Here is an 18135-nt window from a genome sequence, read left to right on the forward strand (position 1 = left end):
ATTAAGAATGCTGCCGATAAATCGAGCGGCATTCTTAATATAGTTATGATATAATAATTATTGATATATATATCCTCAATAATATATATAGAAGAATAAAAAATGTTTTAATAATTTCCAAAATAGAAAGTCAAAATTATGCAAAATAAAAAATCAAGCCCTTCCGATGTCTCGTGGGAACTCTCAAATGCTCCGATTGGCCGTTTACTGCTTAAACTTTCTATCCCGACTATTGCGGCCCAACTAGTAAATATACTTTACAACATAGTTGACCGTATATATATTGGGCACATGTCTAACATTGGCGACCTCGCATTAACTGGAGTCGGATTGTGTTTTCCAGTAGTACATCTTCTTACAGCATTTGCATTGCTTATTGGCCAGGGCGGCGCTCCACGGGCGGCAATTTCAATGGGAAAAGGCGACGATAATGAGGCCGAAAAAATACTGGGCAACTGTTTTGCAATGTTAGTTGCCGTCTCGGTATTTCTTACGGTAATGTTTCAAGTCTGGGGAGAAGATCTCCTGTGGTTTTTTGGCGCAAGTGAAAACACAATACAATATGCACTGCCGTATATGCAGATTTATACCGGCGGATCGATATTCTTTATGTTTACACTTGGGTTAAACCTTTTCATTACTACGCAGGGATATACGCGTTACAGTATGATTACTGTTCTTATTGGCGCAGTCAGTAATATAATTTTAGACCCGATATTTATTTTTGAGTGGGGATTTGGCCTTGGCGTTGCAGGAGCGGCGATAGCTACAGTTATATCGCAAATGATATCTGCCGCATTTGTAATAGCGTTTTTACTGGGAAGGAAAACCAAACTGCATATTAAACGCATATATTTATTGCCGCAGCTTAAAGTTATTCTGCCCATTCTGGCATTGGGGCTTGCTCCATTTATTATGAATTCAACGGAAGCGATATTAAACGTATCCTTTAATTCATCACTGCAAAGGTATGGCGGAGATGTAGCTGTAGGCTCTATGACAATAGCGACTACGTTACTTACGATGGTATGGCTTTTAGCTCAGGGTATTGGGCAGGGAGCGCAGCCTATTATAAGCTATAACTATGGGGCGAGAAATGTGGCCAGGGTTAAAAAGGCCGTAAAGGTAATGTTTAATGCTACAATGATATTTACAGTGGTATGCTGGGTAGTTATAGAGTGCTTTCCACAGGTATTTATTAAGATATTTAATGATTCGTCTCAAGAGCTGCTGGATACTGCGACATGGACACTGCGGCTGTATATGGCTTCTTTGGGGTTATTTGGAATGCTGATGTCGGTGCAGCAGATATTACTCGCTATTGGAAAAGCAAAAGCCTCGCTTTTTATTGCAGTTTTAAGAAAAATAATACTGCTTATACCTCTTATCTTTATATTGCCTAATTTTTTTGATAATAAAGTATTTGCAGTTTTCCTGGCAGAGCCAATATCAGACTTTATATCAAACATTGTTTCTTTAATAATTTTTAGTGTTGTGTTTACAAAATCCATGAAACAATTAGAAGAAGAAAAAATCAAGAGAAATATTTGTTGAGCCGTATATTAATTACGAAGCCGCTAAATTAGCGGCTTTTATTATCTTGACAAGACATTACCGTGACTTGCTCACATAATTATAATTTGTTTTTACATTATACTCATATTACATTAACTTTTTTATATTAGTACTAACATAAAATCTGCTTTAATTAAAACTTTTATTTTTAACACTACTATGATGATTGTGAGGCAAAAATGGGAATATTAAAATATGTAATTGCAGTAATTATCGGCGGCGTTGCAGGATTTTTATTGTATAAATTTATAGGCTGCCAGAGCGGAGCCTGCCCCATAACTTCAAATCCTTATATTTCTATAATCTTTGGGGCAATCTTTGGAGCAGCAATAGCGGGAGCATTTTAACCATGACTTATTTACTAACATTTTTAGAGGGAATTATTACATTCGTTTCGCCATGCTTGCTACCTATGCTGCCTATATATATATCGTTTTTTGCCGGCCAAAAACCAGAAAAACGTAGGACGATTTTAAACGCACTTGGCTTTGTTATAGGATTTACAATAGTCTTTGTGGCACTGGGAGCATTTGCAGGTACCCTTGGTAGTTTCCTTCAGAAATACATAAACATAGTTAATATCGTAAGCGGGATAATAATAATTATATTTGGGCTTAACTTTATTGAGGCAATAAAGCTCCCGTTTTTAAATGTAAATAGGCAGATAAACTCTAAGGTAAAGGCTTCGGGGTTTTTCTCTGCGCTGCTGTTTGGTATTATTTTTTCTATCGGATGGACGCCATGCGTAGGTGCATTTCTAGGTTCCGCACTTATGCTTGCGGCTTCAAGTACAGAAAGCTTAAAAGGAATCCTTATGCTCTTAGTATATTCATTGGGTCTTGGCATTCCGTTTGTAGCAAGCGCTGTTTTAATTGACAAATTAAAAAGCACCTTTGATTTCATAAAGAGGCATTACCGGATAATCAATTTAATTTCAGGCGGTTTGCTTATCGTAGTCGGAATACTTATGGCAACTGGATTAATGGGATACTTTTTATCTATTCTGACATTTTAAGAGTGTATTTTGAAAAAATTTTAATTATAAAAGGGAGAAGAACATGAGTAAAAAACTAAAAACAGTTATATGGATTGGTATATTTGCAATAGCTATAATTGGAGCGGTTTTTATATATAATACGTTATCACAAAACGAATCGGAGAATATCCCACCTGAAACAAACGATGAGGAAAAAATCGCTGCTCCTGATTTTAGCGTTCAGGATGTAAACGGTGATAAAGTTAATCTGTCTGATTATTTTGGCAAGCCTATTGTCCTTAATTTTTGGGCGAGCTGGTGCCCTTCCTGTGTTAAAGAGATGCCACATTTTGATGAGGTATATAGTGAAGTAAAGGACGAAGTTGAATTTATTATGGTAGACAGCGTAGACGGCCAAAGGGAGACTGTAAGCACAGGCAAGCAATTTATATCGGAAAAGGGTTACTTATTTCCTATATATTTTGATGTAACCGGTGAAGCAAGTTATATATACGGTGTTTCATCTATACCAGCAACAGTATTTATAGATAAAGACGGTAATGTGGCATCGGCTTTCGTAGGAGCTATTTCCGAGGAAAAACTTTTGAATGGTATAGAATTAATAAAAGATTAAAAGCATAATTAAATATTTTCTTAAATATAGCAGCTTTATATAAATATAGGGCTGCTATATTTTTGCAAATTATCTTGCTTAAGTTAACTGAGAGTTAATTTTTTCAACCTAATTTAACAACTATTCCATTGCCCTTAAAAGTTAACGACGGTATAATGGCGGTGAGGTGATTTATATGGGCGATATTTGCATCGGAGCCAAGATTTCGGCCAAACGGAGGAAAAAGGGTATCACACAGGAGGAACTAGCTAGGTTCCTGGGTGTTTCTAAGCCGGCCGTATCAAAATGGGAGTCTGGACAAAGTTATCCTGATATTACGCTGTTACCTGTGATTGCAGCTTATTTCAATATGACTGTAGACGAACTGTTAGGCTACGAACCTCAGATGACAAAAGAAGATGTTCAAAAGATGTATGTGTCGCTTTGCCAATCGTTTGCATCAGAGCCGTTTGACGCAGCATATGCAAAATGCCAGGAATATGAAAAGAAATATTTTTCCTGTTGGGCTGTACAGTTTCATATAGGAGTATTATATATAAATCACGTTGAACTGGCCAAAGATAAGATATCTGTTATTAAGGAAGCTATTTGGCTTTTTGAACGAGTGGCAAAGGAGAGCGACGACGTAAGCTTGGCACGGCAGGCTATCTGCATGCAAAGTTATGGGTACCTTGCGCTTAGCCAGCCTGCTGATGCAATTGATCTACTGGAAAATATGGATGATATAGCGATGTCATGCCACGTACTGCTTGTTAAGGCCTACCAGATGAAGGGAGATATCAAGAAAGCTAAATCATTACTGCAGGGATATATATATACACAGCTTATTGGTATCGTAGGCATTCTTCCGGATTTTTTATCGTTATATGCTGATGAACCGTTAAAGGCTAAGGAAGGCCTTGATAAGATAATAGCTATGGGTAATGTATTTGACCTAGAAACGATACATCCAACTATGTATGTGACTGCCTACCTTGCAGCAGCACAGATCCATGCCATGAAGGGCCGCATAAAAGAAGCTATAGATATGCTTAATGAATACGTTCGGATTTTAAGCACACCGGGACTTTTTCCATTAAAACTTAAAGGAAATGAATTTTTCGATTTACTAGAAGATTTTTTGGGTTCGCTTGATCTTTCTACTTTTCCGCCGCGAAGCAATGAAGTTATCCGGCATAGTGCTAGGGAAGCAGTACTTTCAAATCCAGTTTTTGAACTGCTAAAAAGTGATCCTAAGTTTTTACAGCTTGTAAAGAAACTAGATAAAATATAAAAGGAGAAAATATCCATGGAACAAATTATGCAATATATCCCTTACTTGATTCCTGTGGTTATACTTCAGTTTGCTCTGATGATAATCGCGCTGGTTCATGTGTTTAGGCACGACCACTACAAGCACGGTAGCCGTGTATTATGGGTCATTATTGTAGTGCTCATTAACATTATCGGGCCAATACTTTACTTTGTAATTGGGCGGAGTGATGATTGATGAATGTATTGGAGCTTAAAAATGTATCTAAGCGTTTTGGCAGCCTTGAAGTACTGCGCGACCTAAGTTTTTCTGTACCGGAGGGCGCTGTATTCGGCTTCATCGGGAAGAATGGTGCAGGTAAAACCACGACGATGAAGATGATCCTTGGCTTTTTGCCGGTAACAGGCGGCGAGATTACACTCTGCGGCGAGAGGGTGGCGTTTGGTGCAACGCATACCAACCGGTATATCGGTTATCTGCCTGATGTTCCGGAATTTTACGGCTATATGCGGCCTATGGAATATCTTAGGCTTTGTGGCCAGGTTATCGGGCTTAATACTCATGAGATAACACAGCAATCTAAGGAGCTTTTGTCATTGGTAGGGCTTGACGGTGTAAAACGCAAGATTGCAGGTTTCTCACGCGGCATGAAGCAACGTCTGGGTATAGCTCAGGCGCTAATCGGCTCTCCCAGGATTTTGATCTGCGACGAGCCAACCTCCGCGCTTGACCCAGTTGGGCGAAGAGAGATACTAGACATACTACATCGGATCAGGAACAGAACTACAATACTTTTCTCCACTCATGTACTCTCCGATGTTGAGAGAATATGCGATACAGTTGGAATACTAGACAAGGGCACCCTTGCATTGCATGGCAAGCTGGAAGACATTCGCAGTACATATAGGCAAGATGCCGTTACTATTGAACTTGCTGACACAGCGGATACAGAAATCATTATGGAATCTCTTAACGCACTGCCTGTAGTAGACAGCGTAGATTCTTCAGACAATACTGTTACCGCACGTTTACACAGTACGGACGGTGGTGCGGATGTACTTGAAGCTATTGCCAAAAAGCATATTCCTATCATTCGTTACGAAGTGATAGAGCCGACATTGGAAAATGTATTTTTGGAGGTAATTAAATGAAAGGGTATACTGCATTTCTTGGAAAGGAATTTATGGAGCAGTGGCGTACCTATAAGATACTAATTATGTTAGTAGCTTTTACATTGTTTGGAATGATGAGCCCGCTGCTTGCGAAGATTATGCCTGATATCTTCGCCTCAATAGATATGGAGGGCATGTCAATTAAAATACCCGAACCGACATATATCGATGCTTATTCACAGTTTTTTAAAAACACCACACAAATGGGCATCGTTGTACTTATACTTGTATTTTCGGGTATCATGTCTCAGGAACTTTCTAAAGGCACGCTTGTTAATATACTGTCAAAAGGTATGCCTCGGGCTACGGTAGTGCTGTCCAAATATACTGCAGGTCTTATGCTTTGGACTGTGAGCCTTATAGTTGCTGCCGCAGTTAATTATGGTTATACAGTTTACTTATTTGGCAGCCATCCTACCGCTTATTTGCTTATTACACTTATATGTCTATGGCTGTTTGGCGCATTTCTTTTAGCAGTGGCAATATTTACAGGGACACTTACAAAAGGTGGCTACGGCGGACTGCTTGCAACTGCAGCAGTACTTGGAATTTTGCTGCTGTTAGGTATTATTCCTAAAAGTACGTATTGGAACCCTGTATCATTAGTGTCTATTAGCACCGGCCTTATGGACGGCTCTATGGCCGTTACAGATATATTAGCTGCACTCTGGATCACACCGAGCGCGTTGGTGCTGTGCATTGCAGGTGCAATAGCAGCTTTTCAAAAAAAGCAGATGTAACTTAACAAGTTAAGGCAGTATGATTTCTTTCTTTACTTGATATTGCTATGGTTGCGTTGCCTTATAGCGCAAATTATGGCCTATTTCTCAGCGGTATTAACGTGAATAAGTGCATAAAGGGGGCATACTCCAATTATTCCGGTTAATAACGGAATAAGGCCAAAAAGCCCAATCCACCACAACCCGCCTTTTAAAATGAACATAAGGCTTAAAATCAATAAACCGATTATTATACGAATGGTTCTCTCTGTTCTGCCAATATTTTTTTCCATCTACAATCTCCTTTCGTTTGCTCATAATATTTTTACACTAAAATTTATTTTTATCCTTAAATAACATAAAAAACAACTTCTTATTAAGAAGTTGTTTTACTTTGGTGGCCGAACTGAAATAAAATAAACCATACGATAAATCATTCTTTTAATAGAGCGACGGCCTCATCAACAACACGCTTATCAAATCCCATATATTCAAGCAATTTTATTGCATTTGTAGTTCGGGAGGGACCGGATTTCAAAAGGTAATCAAATTCTATTGCATTATCGATTATCTTTTCACAAAAATGATAATTATCATAAATATCTTTAAGAATTTCTGTGAGTTCAATGTCATGAGATGCCACGACGCAAAGGCTTCCCGTCTCGTGCAAGAGCTTAAGGACAGCTGTCGAGGCGGCAATCCGTTCATGCGTATTTGTTCCGCGAAGAATTTCGTCAATAAAACAGGTGCAATACTGGTTCTTTGCAAACTCAACAATCCGTTTCAAAGACTTAATCTCTGCAATAAAATAGCTGTCGCCGCTTACGATATTATCACGCAGCGCCATCGATGTTGCCACATAAGAAAGTTTCATTTTATATTGTTTTGCACAACAGGTATGTATGGTTTGCGCGAGGATGTTGTTAACCGCGATTCCTTTGATAAACGTTGATTTTCCTGAAGCGTTAGAGCCTGTAATGATACTGTCATTACAAATTTCGCCGCCATTTACGACAGGTTCACGGATCAAGGGGTGAAACATGTCTTTGAATACAATAGATTTTTCATTATGAAATACTGGTAGGCAGTAATGCTTCAAACTATGTCTAAATGATGCAACACAGATAGCCACATCAATTTCTCCAATAATTTTATATAATTCACTTAATTTTTTTATATGCTTAAGCATTGCATTAATAGTATTATTATAAAGTACTAAGTCTACGAGAAAGATCGCCTTAAATAAAATGATAAAGGCCTCTAATTCGCTAAGACTTTGTTTTACATTACCAGGTATTAAACCACCCAGTCTCTTAAACGGTTTTAAGGAATTCTCTAAATCAAAACCGTATTGCTTAAGCTCCTTGCCCATTTTTTTCTGAAGTTTTTTTGCACCAAAAAGCAAAGAGGTAAAATACCTCATATTTTCAAGTTCATTTTCTATTTTTATACATACGAAATAATATACAGCGATGTTTGCGCCCGCGGAGGCCATAGTAAGTATGAGACCTGGAATAATAAGAAAAGGTGTTAGAATAATCCCGGCCACCGGGAGGATGGCCATAATCAGGAATAACCATGAATGCTTAATTTTCTTTGTGGCCGCATTAAAAATATAGTAGCTTAATCCATTATTTTGGTGTTTTCCAATGCCAAGTAATAATTTCTGTACAGCAAGACGCTCTTTTGTATGGGAAGAAAACCATCTAATAACTTTCTCTCGCCTTTGTAAAGAACATTCATCATGTATCAATTCATGAAGGATATGATATAAATATTCCTCTCCTACAGAAGATGAGCAGTTATTAATTCTCTTGAAAACATCATCCATATTTAAGTCATTCCATGTCGTTTTATCAATACGTTTATCATTATGAATTGAAGAAGAGTAATATATATGGTAGGCATCTATCTTATCAATATCCTCGTCATTATTATTAGGTATTTTGCCGAAGGCATCGTTAATTTGCTGGTCTTTCTTTTGTTTTGATTTTCGTATTTTTATAGTTGCAAAGATAATCAAAGCAACCATAAGTACGAAAATTAATACTATTATACTAATGGGATCTGTAATGGAGATCATACCTTATTTCCCTTTCTTAATAATTATAATGATTCGCTGCTCTTTGAATATTATACCATATCGCTTAAAACATACACTCATTTTCTCTTTAATGATTTAGACCGCAAACTATGATGGTGCATATGAAGGGGACAAGACCATCCTGCCATACATAACAATACTAGAATTAGAATGCGTTGTATAAGTCCTTTTTCATTTAGTACCTCCTATATTTTTATTAGGAGGTGCCGGATAAACAAAAAATCCGAACGCCTCTTAGATAAAGAAGGTGTTCGGATTTGATTGCTATGGTGGAGCTAAGGAGATTTGAACTCCTGATCTCATGACTGCCAGTCATGCGCGATAGCCAACTTCGCTATAGCCCCATATTATTTGCCGGTATTGTCACGAAAAATATTATATAATCTTTAACGTATTTTGTAAATAGCAGCAGTTTAAAAAAGCACTGGAATTTCCAGTGCTTTAAAATGCTTTATTTAATTCTATAATGGTATGGTCTAACGTGCCTGCGGACATTCAAACGCTTTCTTTTATTAACCGTGATAATTCTTATTACCAGTATTATGATAAGAATCCCGGGGAACAGTAGCCACCACCAAGGGGATATATTGCTTTCGTTAAAAATTTCATCGGGATTTATCGTCTCCTGCGGGGTAACAACGCTGCTTGCACCACCAGAAACGGAGGCTTCCATATCAGCGGCAGCGAACAAATCAATAGTAGACAAGGTGTCTCCGTTATAATTAATGGTTGCAGTACCATATTTTGTCCCTTTTGTTAGAGGAGCGGCGATATCATCATTAAACTGGGTGTCGATCGTAACACTTGAAGGGTTAGCTTTTATCGCGTTTATGGTGTCTATATCTGCTGTTAAATATATATCGTCTGTAAAGGCAGGTGCAAACGTAGCAATGTTGCTCTGGCCATTTTCAGTCGCACCGTTGTCTATTAATTTAGTTATAGCAGAACTGGAAAGCAGTTGCGTCAAATTAACTGTAGAATAGTTTGAGAAACCATAGTCGAATAAAGACTTGGCAAGCTTCCAGCGGTCTACACCGTCACTAGATTCATCTTTATAAATTAGCGCTACAAGCCTTGTACCGTCTTTTTCGGCACTTGCAACTAGACAACCTCCTGCTGCCGGGGTTGAGCCTGTTTTTATACCCGTTGCATATTCATAGTAATATTCATTTTGTTTATCTTTATCTGCATACTGTTTAACAATTAATTTATTCGTATTTTCTACGGTAAGCGAAGTACTGCGCTTATTTGTTGCAGGTATGGTATACTTGCTCGTTGATACTATGTCCCTGAATGTTTCGTTTTGCATTGCATAGCGAGTAAGTTTAAGCATATCCGAAGCAGTCGTATAATGTTCTACATTTTGTACGCCATGCGGGTTGACAAACTTAGTAGAAGTCATTCCAAGTGCTAAAGCTTTTTCATTCATCATATTTGCAAATTCAGTTGTAGAACCAGATACTTCGATAGCAAGAGCACATGCTCCGTCATTTCCGGAAGCAAGCATAGTGGAATAAATGACGTCTTTAACTTTTACCTCTTCGTTAGCTTTGAATCCCACTAAGCTTTGTGTAGAAGGGTAATTTGTAGCAGCTTCGTTAATTGTCATTGTGTCGTCTAAATTTAAGTTCTCAAGTGCCAACATAATCGTCATTATTTTAGTTGTAGACGCAGGATACACTTGTGAATCAGCATTTTTAGAGTAAAGTATTGTTCCAGAGTCTAAATCTGCTAGAACAACAGCGCTTACATCGATGTCGTTATCAAGCTGATACTCTTCCACAGCCAAGCTAGAGGGCATGAAAGAGGTCAACACCAATAGAAAGGCAAGCGTCAAATAGACAAACCTTTTCATTTTAAAATATCTCCAGAATAATTTATTTGTTAATTATATCAAAAATAAATTATATTGTACACACATGTTACAAATAATTAGTATTTTGTTTAAATACAATAACAAAAAAATAAAGCCGTTGCAAGTTTTGCTAGTATAAAATATAATAACGTTATACTGAAAAGATTTATAGTTTCATTAGGAGAAGTCAAATGGCCGGAGGTAAAAAATCTTATTCTGGTAAAAACATTGTTTTAATTGGCATGAGCGGATGTGGAAAAAGTAGGATAGCACGCATACTTGCCAAAAAACTAAAATTCGATTTAGTAGACGTAGACAGTATAATACGTTCAAAGTATGGCAACATAACAGACTTGTTTTCCAAAGGCGAAGAATATTTCAGGGACATTGAAACAAAAGAAGTTTTCTTATTAGAAGGCAAAAAAGACACTGTAATAGCTACAGGCGGGGGATGTGTCACCAGAGAAGAGAATATGCATAGCTTAAAGAAGAACGGTATTATCGTCTATATTAAAAGAAGCAGCAAAAGTATAATTGAGACGTCTAACCTTTCAGGGCGGCCTCTTCTTGCAGGCGGAATGGACAATGTAGAAAAACTATTTCTTAAAAGGCGTCACTTATATGATAAGTATGCTGATTTAAAGGTGACTAACGAGGGTGATATTTCTTTAGTAATAGGTGAGATTTTAACAAAATTACGGAGGTATTAAATATGAAGGTTCTTATTTTAAACGGACCAAATTTAAACATGTTAGGCATCAGGGAAACGGAAATTTATGGGAAAAAAAGTTACGATGATTTAATAGATAAAATAAACGGATATGCAAAAGAGCTTAAAATAGATGTAAAAATATACCAGAGCAACTCGGAGAGCGAAATAATTGATATCATACAAAAAGCCATAGGAAGTTTTGATGGCATAATTATAAATCCGGGCGCTTATACCCATTATAGCTACGCAATTGCAGATGCACTGGCAGCAGTATCGATACCGGCAGTTGAGGTACATTTGACAAATGTTTTTGCAAGGGATAATTTCCGCCATGAATCTGTTACGGCGCCTAAATGCATTGGGCAGATATGCGGGTTTTCTTTTTTCGGGTATTATATGGCTCTTAGCGCACTTAAAAACTTAGAGGTTTAATAAAGAATTTTTATAAGGTGTTATTAGTAAATGAGAAAAGCAATTTCAATTTTTATTGTTTTAGCGTTAATATTCTGTATTTCAGCGTGTGGAGGCAGCGAAGAAGAAGAGGCGGTTCAGTCTCAAAAAACAAATTATAAGATAGGGATTAGTATATCGCAGAAAACAAGCTTTTTTGAGGAGTATGTACGCCAGCTAAATCTTTTGGCAAAAGGAAATGACGTGGAATTTATAGTTAAATACGCAGACGGGACCACCGAACAGCAAGAGCAGGATGTAGACCAGCTTATAGCTGATGGAATAGGTATGTTAGTGATTATGCCTGCAAACGTTGATTCAATGGATAATATCTTAGTTAAGTGCGAAGAAACGAACATAAGTATAGTAAATTTACTGGATCCTATTAATGGTTCGGTAGATGTCCTGATTTCGCTAGATTATAGTGAGATGGGTAAACTTGCAGCAAATATGGCAGATACTTATTTAAGCAAGCAAAGCAGTAAGACCGTGCTTTTAGTAGAGGGGCCTGCAGGAAGTTTTATATCTCAGATGATATACGACGGGTTTATGAGTGTAGCCAATGAAAAAGGTTTTAAGGTAAATACTGTTCATGGTAATGCCAGTAAGGATAAGGCAGAAGAAGAAGTTTCTGCCGAACTTGAAAAAAATAACTATAAGCTTATATTCTCCTTTGGGCAGTATATGACTGAAGGGGTCTTGGATGCATGTTCAAAAACTGACAAAGATCCGCAGATCATTACCGTAGATGCAGATATGGATCTGGTAAAAGAAATATATGAAGGTAATATATTCGGATGTGTTTATGTTTCACCTGAAGACGTAGCAAATAACACCTTGTCAGTATATGAGGCTATACAAAGCGGTGGAAATTTAAGTTCATATATTGGAGTAGAAATAAAGACAATCACTAATGATACAGTTGCAGATGCAATTTCTAACGAGGCAAAACACGCAAATTAAAAAAACTATACAGTGTATATAAAGCCATATTACTTAGATAAAGTATATGGCTTTTTATAATTTAGTTATTTACTGCCATTTTCCTTATCTTTGTATTTTCCTTGGGAATTTTTTTTAGATATTTGCGCTTTAGGATCGGATTCGTTGACAAGATTTTTGTAAAGCATAGGTGTGAGTTCTGACATTATTTTTGCAAAGTCTTCTGGAGATAATTTTGACAGAGCGGGTATCTTATCAGCATCGGGCGATTTTAGGGTAGGACCGACAAACTTATATCCGTCTAGAATTTCAGACACTGAAATATCAAGCCCAAATGCAAGAGCTGCTACAGTGTATATCGTTGGGCTTTTTTGCCCAGACTCGATATAAGACAGAGTACTTTGTGCTATGTTGGCCCTTTTTGCTAATTCTGCCTGAGTTAAATTTTTTTCTTCCCTTAAAACCTTTATTCTATCACCAATAAAACGAAGATTTACGCTTAGGTTAGACATTTAAACAAACCTTTCTATAAAATTGTCATAGAAATTTATCATAAAAATTTTACATTATCAAGGATTATATTATCAAATTTTTTGTATATTGTATTAAAAGTTCTAAAAAAAGGACAAAGTGTATTGAAATATTTAAATTTCAAATTGTATACATTGAATAAAATGGTAATAATTGATTATGAAAATATCAATAATATAAAGAGGAAAAAGTGAGAAATAATAAAGATAACCAAGATGATATAAATATGGTCCAGTTAAAACAAGCATTTGCAGAATGGAAAGCGTCTCAAAATTATTTTGAGAATGTTACTGATCCTGAGTTAATAGACTATGCTATTTATGATATGGAAGCTGCAAGAAGAAAATATTTTTATCTTGTTAAGAAAAATAAAGAAAATAATTTTACATGAGATTTTAATTATTTTATTAAATGCACAGAATTTCTGTGCATTTTTTAATTTAAAAATATGAAATAAATAACACTTTGACAAATTTTAAATAAATATATATTATAGTAATTAGTATAATAGGCGGAAAGGCTATAATAAATTATAATTTAGGTGAAAAAATTGAAATTTTTTAAAAAATATTATCCTGCACTTATAATCATTTCACTGTTTATAATATTGTTTATACCTAAAAATGCATACGCAGTTCCTGTTTTTGAGGATGCAACGGTCATTGCGGAAGAGGTTAATATGAGGCTACGCCCGGATACATCCTCGCCTATTGTACTTCAGTTAGATGAAGGAGCCAGGATCGGTGTATTTGAAGAAGAGGTAGAGGGATGGTACCGTATAATATATGGTAACTATCGTGGATATATAAGCAAGGAATATGTATTTTTGCCTTCTGGCGATAATATGGTTGGCAATTGTTTAAACGATAATGTTGGAGTAAAACAAAACCCAATAGATCTTTCAACTAATGTAGCAACTTTATCAGCCGGAGAAGGTGTCACTATTAAGGATTTTGTCGGAGAGTGGTACTTAATAGAGACGCTTAATGGTGAGACAGGTTATGTAGAGTGCGAAAATATCAAGCAAAGTTCAGCCAAAACAGCTGTTACGCTTTTAAAAAAGGGTATGTCTGGTGCTGCTGTTACTAATTTACAGAAAGAACTTAGGTCAAGAGGTTTCTTTCAGGGTTCTACTACAGGCTACTTCGGAGATGTAACCGAAGAAGCAGTTAAATCCTTTCAAAAAGCGGCAAATATTTCTGTAGATGGTGTTGCAGGCGCTAAGACGCTTGAATTTGTTTATGGTGATAATGATATAAAGACGACTCTTGCCAAAAAATATGGAATCACAAATAAGATAGAGCTTTCCTCATGGGATACAATTAAAAATATAATAACCAGAGGCAGTAAGTTTACAATTACAGATATAAAAACAGGCATATCATTTACTGCATATAGATTCGGGGGCACACTTCATGCAGATTGTGAACCGCTGACTGCTGCAGATACTGCAAAATTAAATAAAATCTATAACAACATGTCTTACAGTAACCAGGCGAGATGGAACAGGCGTGCGGTCTGGGTAACGATAGGGTCCCGTACATTTGCGGCATCTATACATGGAATGCCACATATGGTAGATGTAATATCCGGTAATAACTTCCCAGGGCACTTCTGTGTACATTTCTACGGGTCTAAAGTACATGAGACTGGCAAAGTATGCCCCAGACATTTGGCAATGATAAAATATGCCTATAGAAAAGGGCAGGAATAAGATTAACTTTAAAAGCGGATTAACTAATCCGCTTTTTTATTTATTAAAGTTTTAAGAAATGTGCTGCATTGTCATATAGTATAGCGCTTTTTTCATTCTCTTTAAGAGGTAATTTTAAGAATCGGGCTAATTCTTCTTCATGATCCCACATTGGGAAATCAGTACCAAAGAATATTTTATCGTAACCATGCATATATATAATTTCTATGGCTTCTTCCGGTGGCAGGATAAAAAGTGAACTTGAGGTATCCATAAATACGTTTTGTCCTACCAGATATTTTTTGGAAGACTCCCATGCGCTGTATCCGCCAAAATGTGCAGCTATAGCTTTTAAATCTGGGATTTTGTCTATAACCCGCCGCAACTTTAAGGGCTCTGAGAACTTTTTGGTTTTATCGCCCATATGAAATATAATAGGAAGATTTAATTCGCTTGCCACTTTATATATATCGATTGCTCGGGGATCGTCTATGTCAAATTCCTGAAAATCCGGATGAAATTTAAGGCCTTTTAAGCCTAGAGAACAAATACGCTTTATTTCTTCATGAAAATTGTCCATATATGGGTGAAGTGTACCATATCCTACAAACAGACCCTCATATTTTTTGCATTTTTCTGCAATGAAATTATTGATTGAAACAACTTGATTGGGGCTTGTTGCGGCTGAAAATACGACGTATTTAACGGCATTTATTTTGCTTCCGCTTTTAACAAGGGCGCTTGCAGTACCTACTCCCTCCATTGGGATACCGTAAAATTTACCTATAGCACTCACCGCTTTTTGAGCAACTTTAGATGGATAAATATGCGTGTGAAAGTCTATAATTTTTTGTGCCAAAGAAAAGACCTCCGTTAAAGTTTAAAATTTTATAACACATGGCTTTTGGCCATATTTCTTTAAGACGAATGACGAATATGAAATTGCGATCATAGGTATTGAAGACAGTAAAAATTGCCATAAGGGATTCATAATTGGAAACAGATAGCTAAAGAGCAGCATAAAGCCGCCAAACATAGCTGTGAATAAAGATGCCAAAAAAGCACCCAAAAGTTTTTTTCTGCCAGGGATAAACATGATGATATATCCAATGCCTACACTTATCATGGCTTGAATAAGAGTGGCTAACACATTTTCTTTTGGTAAAAGTATAAAAACAACAAGTGATATAACACCTGCAACAAACGGTAAGGTGGCAAAACGCAGAATACATCTGTATATCCTTGCAGAATCCAGGACACGGTTAAAGTGGCTGACACCATTTTCCCCTAAATACACAGCATCCATAGCTATCTCTACGATAGGGATGTCAGATTTTCTGCATTCAAGAAGCATTTCGTTTTCATATTCATATCGTTCGCCGCTGACACTTAAGAGCTTCTCAATAACTTTTTTAGGATATCCTCTTAACCCGCATTGAGTATCTGAAAAACGCATGCCTGTAAGTAAGAAAAAGACCAACCTCGTTATCGTATTGCCTAAAAGATTAGGAAGAGGGATTTTAGCTTTACTAAATTCTCTAACTCCTAAAATAAGAGAAGAAGGGTTTTTAGACATTAATTCGTCTATCTTAATAACAAAATCTATGGGATGCTGGCCGTCTGCATCGCATACTATTACACCGTACATTTTTGGATATTCTTGAAGAATTGTGTTAAAGGCTGTTTTCATGGCACGGCCTTTACCTAGATTAACTGAATGACGAATGACATATGCTCCTAAGTTTTTAACTTCTGAAAAATATTTATCGTATTTACTGCCACTGCCATCATCAATTACTACTATGTCTTTAAAACCTGCATCAAGTGTACTTTTCACTGTTCTAACTAGATATTCATCTGGCTTGTATGAAGGAATTAAAATAACGCTATTTTTCAACTCTTTAACCTCATTTAAATGTTTTATTTTTATTATAATTATGCAAAAAAACTTGCATGCAATGCATAATAATAAAACATTGCTTTTGTTTCGATAAAATGATAACATAATTAGCATGAAAGTTAAAGGGTTCTTTTTAAAAATAAATACGCCGATTAAATACTGTTTATCGTCAATAGTTTCTTTTGGGATAGATTATGGCATATATGTTTTTTTTATAAGATATTTTTACGTAAGTGCGACAATTTCTTATATAATCGGGCGTACTATCAGTTCTGTTATTAACTTTTCACTTAATAAATTTTTGGTCTTTAAAAGCAAAGAAAAGAAATTGGGCTTATTAAGGGAAATATTGAGTTATTACATATTGGTTGTGGTAATAATGGTTTTGGGAAGTATTTCTGTTCATATTGCCGTTGAAAATTTATCTTTAAACGAATATATAGTCAAACCCTTTATAGACTGTATTTTATTCATTTTAAGTTATTGTATACAGCATCTTATTGTATTTAAAAAACGGAGAAGCCAAAAATCAATTTAAATTTATAATCAAAAATACTATAAAAGCTATATAAAGTAAAAGCATAATTATACCCTGCCACCTAAATACCTTTCCCCGTGATACGAGCGGAGGGAGCAATAAAACACAAAAGAGCAATGCTATTAATGGTATATCTATATATGTGATACGTGTAAGTATCCTGCCAAGCGAAGGAAAGTAATCCGGCATAATAGTTATGGGACCTTTTGAAACGAAAGTACAGGTTGAAAGTATTAGAGTTAAATTTAGTATATTTGCTCCTAAAATATTACCTATGCCTATATCAGTTTCTTTTTTTATTATGGCGGATAATGTTGTCACAAGTTCTGGAAGGGAAGTGCCGAAGGCTACTATAGTTACTCCTATAATGCCTTTTGGGATGCCGCACATCTGAGCAATTATAACACCGTTATCTACGAGAAGGTCAGCACCTAATAATATAGCACCTCCTCCAAATATAAACATAGCTATATTTAAAACAGTATTTCTTTTACAAACTACGTTATTCACATGCAGTACACCTGTCTTTGAAGTACTGCCGCGCATCTCGTATACATTTAATAATAGGAATATGATAAAAAGAACCGCCAATGGTATACCTTCAGATTTTTGTATCGTTTTATCCGAAACAAGAAAAAATAAGATAATAAGGGTTAAAAACATGATAAAAGCTTTTTTAAAAAAGTCCTTATTAAGATTACGGTTTTTCAAAAATATCAAAGATAATGAAAGGACTAAACCGGTATTGCAAATAACAGACCCGAAGGTATTGCCAAGAGCAAATGCGCTCTGGTTGTCCGCAACCGCTAAAGTGCTTACGAAAAATTCCGGCATTGCAGTCGCCAGCGACACCAATGTCGTACCAATGAGCATCTTAGACATGCCTGTAGTTTCGGAAATCCAAATCGAGGCTTGGATAAACCAATCGCCGCCTTTTATTATTAGGATAATGCCAAGAGTAAATAAAAGAATATAGAGCATTTAAAACCTCTTTAAAGCAAAAATGATTATTAAATTTTTAAGTCTATACTTTAAAAATATATAGTATTAGTGTAAAATATATGAAATAAAGATATGGGAGT

The 18135-nt window shown here is 36.2% G+C and carries 20 protein-coding genes and 1 tRNA gene; 13 read left to right on the top strand and 8 right to left on the bottom strand.

The window, feature by feature from the left end:
* Positions 1-138: 138 nt before the first annotated feature.
* The 8 genes from R2876_04720 (at position 139) to R2876_04755 (ending at position 6349) form a co-directional block, all read left to right on the top strand.
* Positions 139-1554, top strand: a complete 1416-nt coding sequence (locus R2876_04720) for an MATE family efflux transporter (GenBank protein MEZ4357918.1) — start codon at positions 139-141, stop codon at positions 1552-1554.
* Positions 1555-1754: 200 nt separating this feature from the next.
* On the top strand, positions 1755-1922 hold the full coding sequence (locus tag R2876_04725; protein ID MEZ4357919.1) for a DUF6132 family protein: 168 nt from the start codon (positions 1755-1757) through the stop codon (positions 1920-1922).
* Positions 1923-1924: 2 nt separating this feature from the next.
* Complete coding sequence (locus R2876_04730; protein ID MEZ4357920.1) at positions 1925-2590, top strand: cytochrome c biogenesis CcdA family protein; 666 nt, start codon at positions 1925-1927, stop codon at positions 2588-2590.
* Positions 2591-2633: 43 nt separating this feature from the next.
* Positions 2634-3185 carry a TlpA disulfide reductase family protein gene (locus R2876_04735; protein MEZ4357921.1) on the top strand — a complete coding sequence of 184 codons (552 nt, stop codon included), beginning with the start codon at positions 2634-2636 and terminating at the stop codon, positions 3183-3185.
* Positions 3186-3360: 175 nt separating this feature from the next.
* Entirely contained in the window at positions 3361-4458 is a 1098-nt protein-coding gene (locus tag R2876_04740) for a helix-turn-helix transcriptional regulator (protein MEZ4357922.1), read from the top strand.
* A 15-nt stretch (positions 4459-4473) separates the two neighbouring features.
* Positions 4474-4674, top strand: a complete 201-nt coding sequence (locus tag R2876_04745) for a PLDc N-terminal domain-containing protein (GenBank protein MEZ4357923.1) — start codon at positions 4474-4476, stop codon at positions 4672-4674.
* Positions 4674-5588: an ABC transporter ATP-binding protein gene (locus R2876_04750; protein ID MEZ4357924.1), complete on the top strand. Its 915-nt coding sequence runs from the start codon at positions 4674-4676 to the stop codon at positions 5586-5588. The genes R2876_04745 and R2876_04750 overlap by 1 nt, the downstream gene beginning before the upstream one ends.
* Positions 5585-6349, top strand: a complete 765-nt coding sequence (locus R2876_04755; GenBank protein ID MEZ4357925.1) for an ABC transporter permease subunit — start codon at positions 5585-5587, stop codon at positions 6347-6349. Before R2876_04750 ends, R2876_04755 begins: the two co-directional genes overlap by 4 nt.
* Before the next feature lie 80 nt (positions 6350-6429).
* Here the strand turns inward: R2876_04755 and R2876_04760 are convergent, their stop codons facing one another.
* The 4 genes from R2876_04760 to R2876_04775 form a co-directional block, all read right to left on the bottom strand.
* Positions 6430-6621 (bottom strand): DUF2892 domain-containing protein, encoded by a 192-nt coding sequence (locus R2876_04760; protein MEZ4357926.1) that lies wholly within the window; start codon positions 6619-6621, stop codon positions 6430-6432.
* 140 nt (positions 6622-6761) lie between these two features.
* Positions 6762-8411, bottom strand: a complete 1650-nt coding sequence (locus tag R2876_04765; GenBank protein ID MEZ4357927.1) for a hypothetical protein — start codon at positions 8409-8411, stop codon at positions 6762-6764.
* A 288-nt stretch (positions 8412-8699) separates the two neighbouring features.
* Positions 8700-8776: transfer RNA gene (locus tag R2876_04770), tRNA-Ala, on the bottom strand.
* A gap of 107 nt (positions 8777-8883) precedes the next feature.
* On the bottom strand, positions 8884-10287 hold the full coding sequence (locus tag R2876_04775; GenBank protein MEZ4357928.1) for a D-alanyl-D-alanine carboxypeptidase family protein: 1404 nt from the start codon (positions 10285-10287) through the stop codon (positions 8884-8886).
* A 191-nt stretch (positions 10288-10478) separates the two neighbouring features.
* On the opposite strand from R2876_04775, the gene R2876_04780 reads away from it, so the two are divergent.
* The 3 genes from R2876_04780 to R2876_04790 are packed head-to-tail and all read left to right on the top strand — an operon-like array spanning position 10479 to position 12412.
* Positions 10479-10997, top strand: coding sequence for a shikimate kinase (locus tag R2876_04780; GenBank protein ID MEZ4357929.1), 519 nt, complete (start codon positions 10479-10481; stop codon positions 10995-10997).
* A gap of 2 nt (positions 10998-10999) precedes the next feature.
* Complete coding sequence (gene aroQ / locus R2876_04785; GenBank protein MEZ4357930.1) at positions 11000-11431, top strand: type II 3-dehydroquinate dehydratase; 432 nt, start codon at positions 11000-11002, stop codon at positions 11429-11431.
* A gap of 30 nt (positions 11432-11461) precedes the next feature.
* Entirely contained in the window at positions 11462-12412 is a 951-nt protein-coding gene (locus R2876_04790) for a substrate-binding domain-containing protein (GenBank protein MEZ4357931.1), read from the top strand.
* A gap of 65 nt (positions 12413-12477) precedes the next feature.
* Here the strand turns inward: R2876_04790 and R2876_04795 are convergent, their stop codons facing one another.
* The gene (locus R2876_04795; GenBank protein ID MEZ4357932.1) at positions 12478-12903 is read right to left on the bottom strand and encodes a helix-turn-helix domain-containing protein; all 426 of its coding nucleotides are present in this window, start codon (positions 12901-12903) and stop codon (positions 12478-12480) included.
* 209 nt (positions 12904-13112) lie between these two features.
* Between R2876_04795 and R2876_04800 the strand changes: the two genes are divergently transcribed.
* Positions 13113-13313, top strand: coding sequence for a DUF2508 family protein (locus R2876_04800; protein MEZ4357933.1), 201 nt, complete (start codon positions 13113-13115; stop codon positions 13311-13313).
* A 150-nt stretch (positions 13314-13463) separates the two neighbouring features.
* On the top strand, positions 13464-14636 hold the full coding sequence (locus R2876_04805; GenBank protein ID MEZ4357934.1) for an SH3 domain-containing protein: 1173 nt from the start codon (positions 13464-13466) through the stop codon (positions 14634-14636).
* Between the two features lie 43 nt (positions 14637-14679).
* Here the strand turns inward: R2876_04805 and R2876_04810 are convergent, their stop codons facing one another.
* The 3 genes from R2876_04810 to R2876_04820 form a co-directional block, all read right to left on the bottom strand.
* Complete coding sequence (locus R2876_04810; protein MEZ4357935.1) at positions 14680-15474, bottom strand: amidohydrolase family protein; 795 nt, start codon at positions 15472-15474, stop codon at positions 14680-14682.
* Positions 15475-15495: 21 nt separating this feature from the next.
* Complete coding sequence (locus tag R2876_04815; GenBank protein ID MEZ4357936.1) at positions 15496-16512, bottom strand: glycosyltransferase; 1017 nt, start codon at positions 16510-16512, stop codon at positions 15496-15498.
* A 532-nt stretch (positions 16513-17044) separates the two neighbouring features.
* Positions 17045-18034, bottom strand: coding sequence for a calcium/sodium antiporter (locus R2876_04820; protein ID MEZ4357937.1), 990 nt, complete (start codon positions 18032-18034; stop codon positions 17045-17047).
* Positions 18035-18135 lie beyond the last annotated feature (101 nt).

The sequence above is a fragment of the Eubacteriales bacterium genome, from assembly GCA_041390245.1.
Taxonomy (GTDB): domain Bacteria; phylum Bacillota; class Clostridia; order Christensenellales; family JAWKQI01; genus JAWKQI01.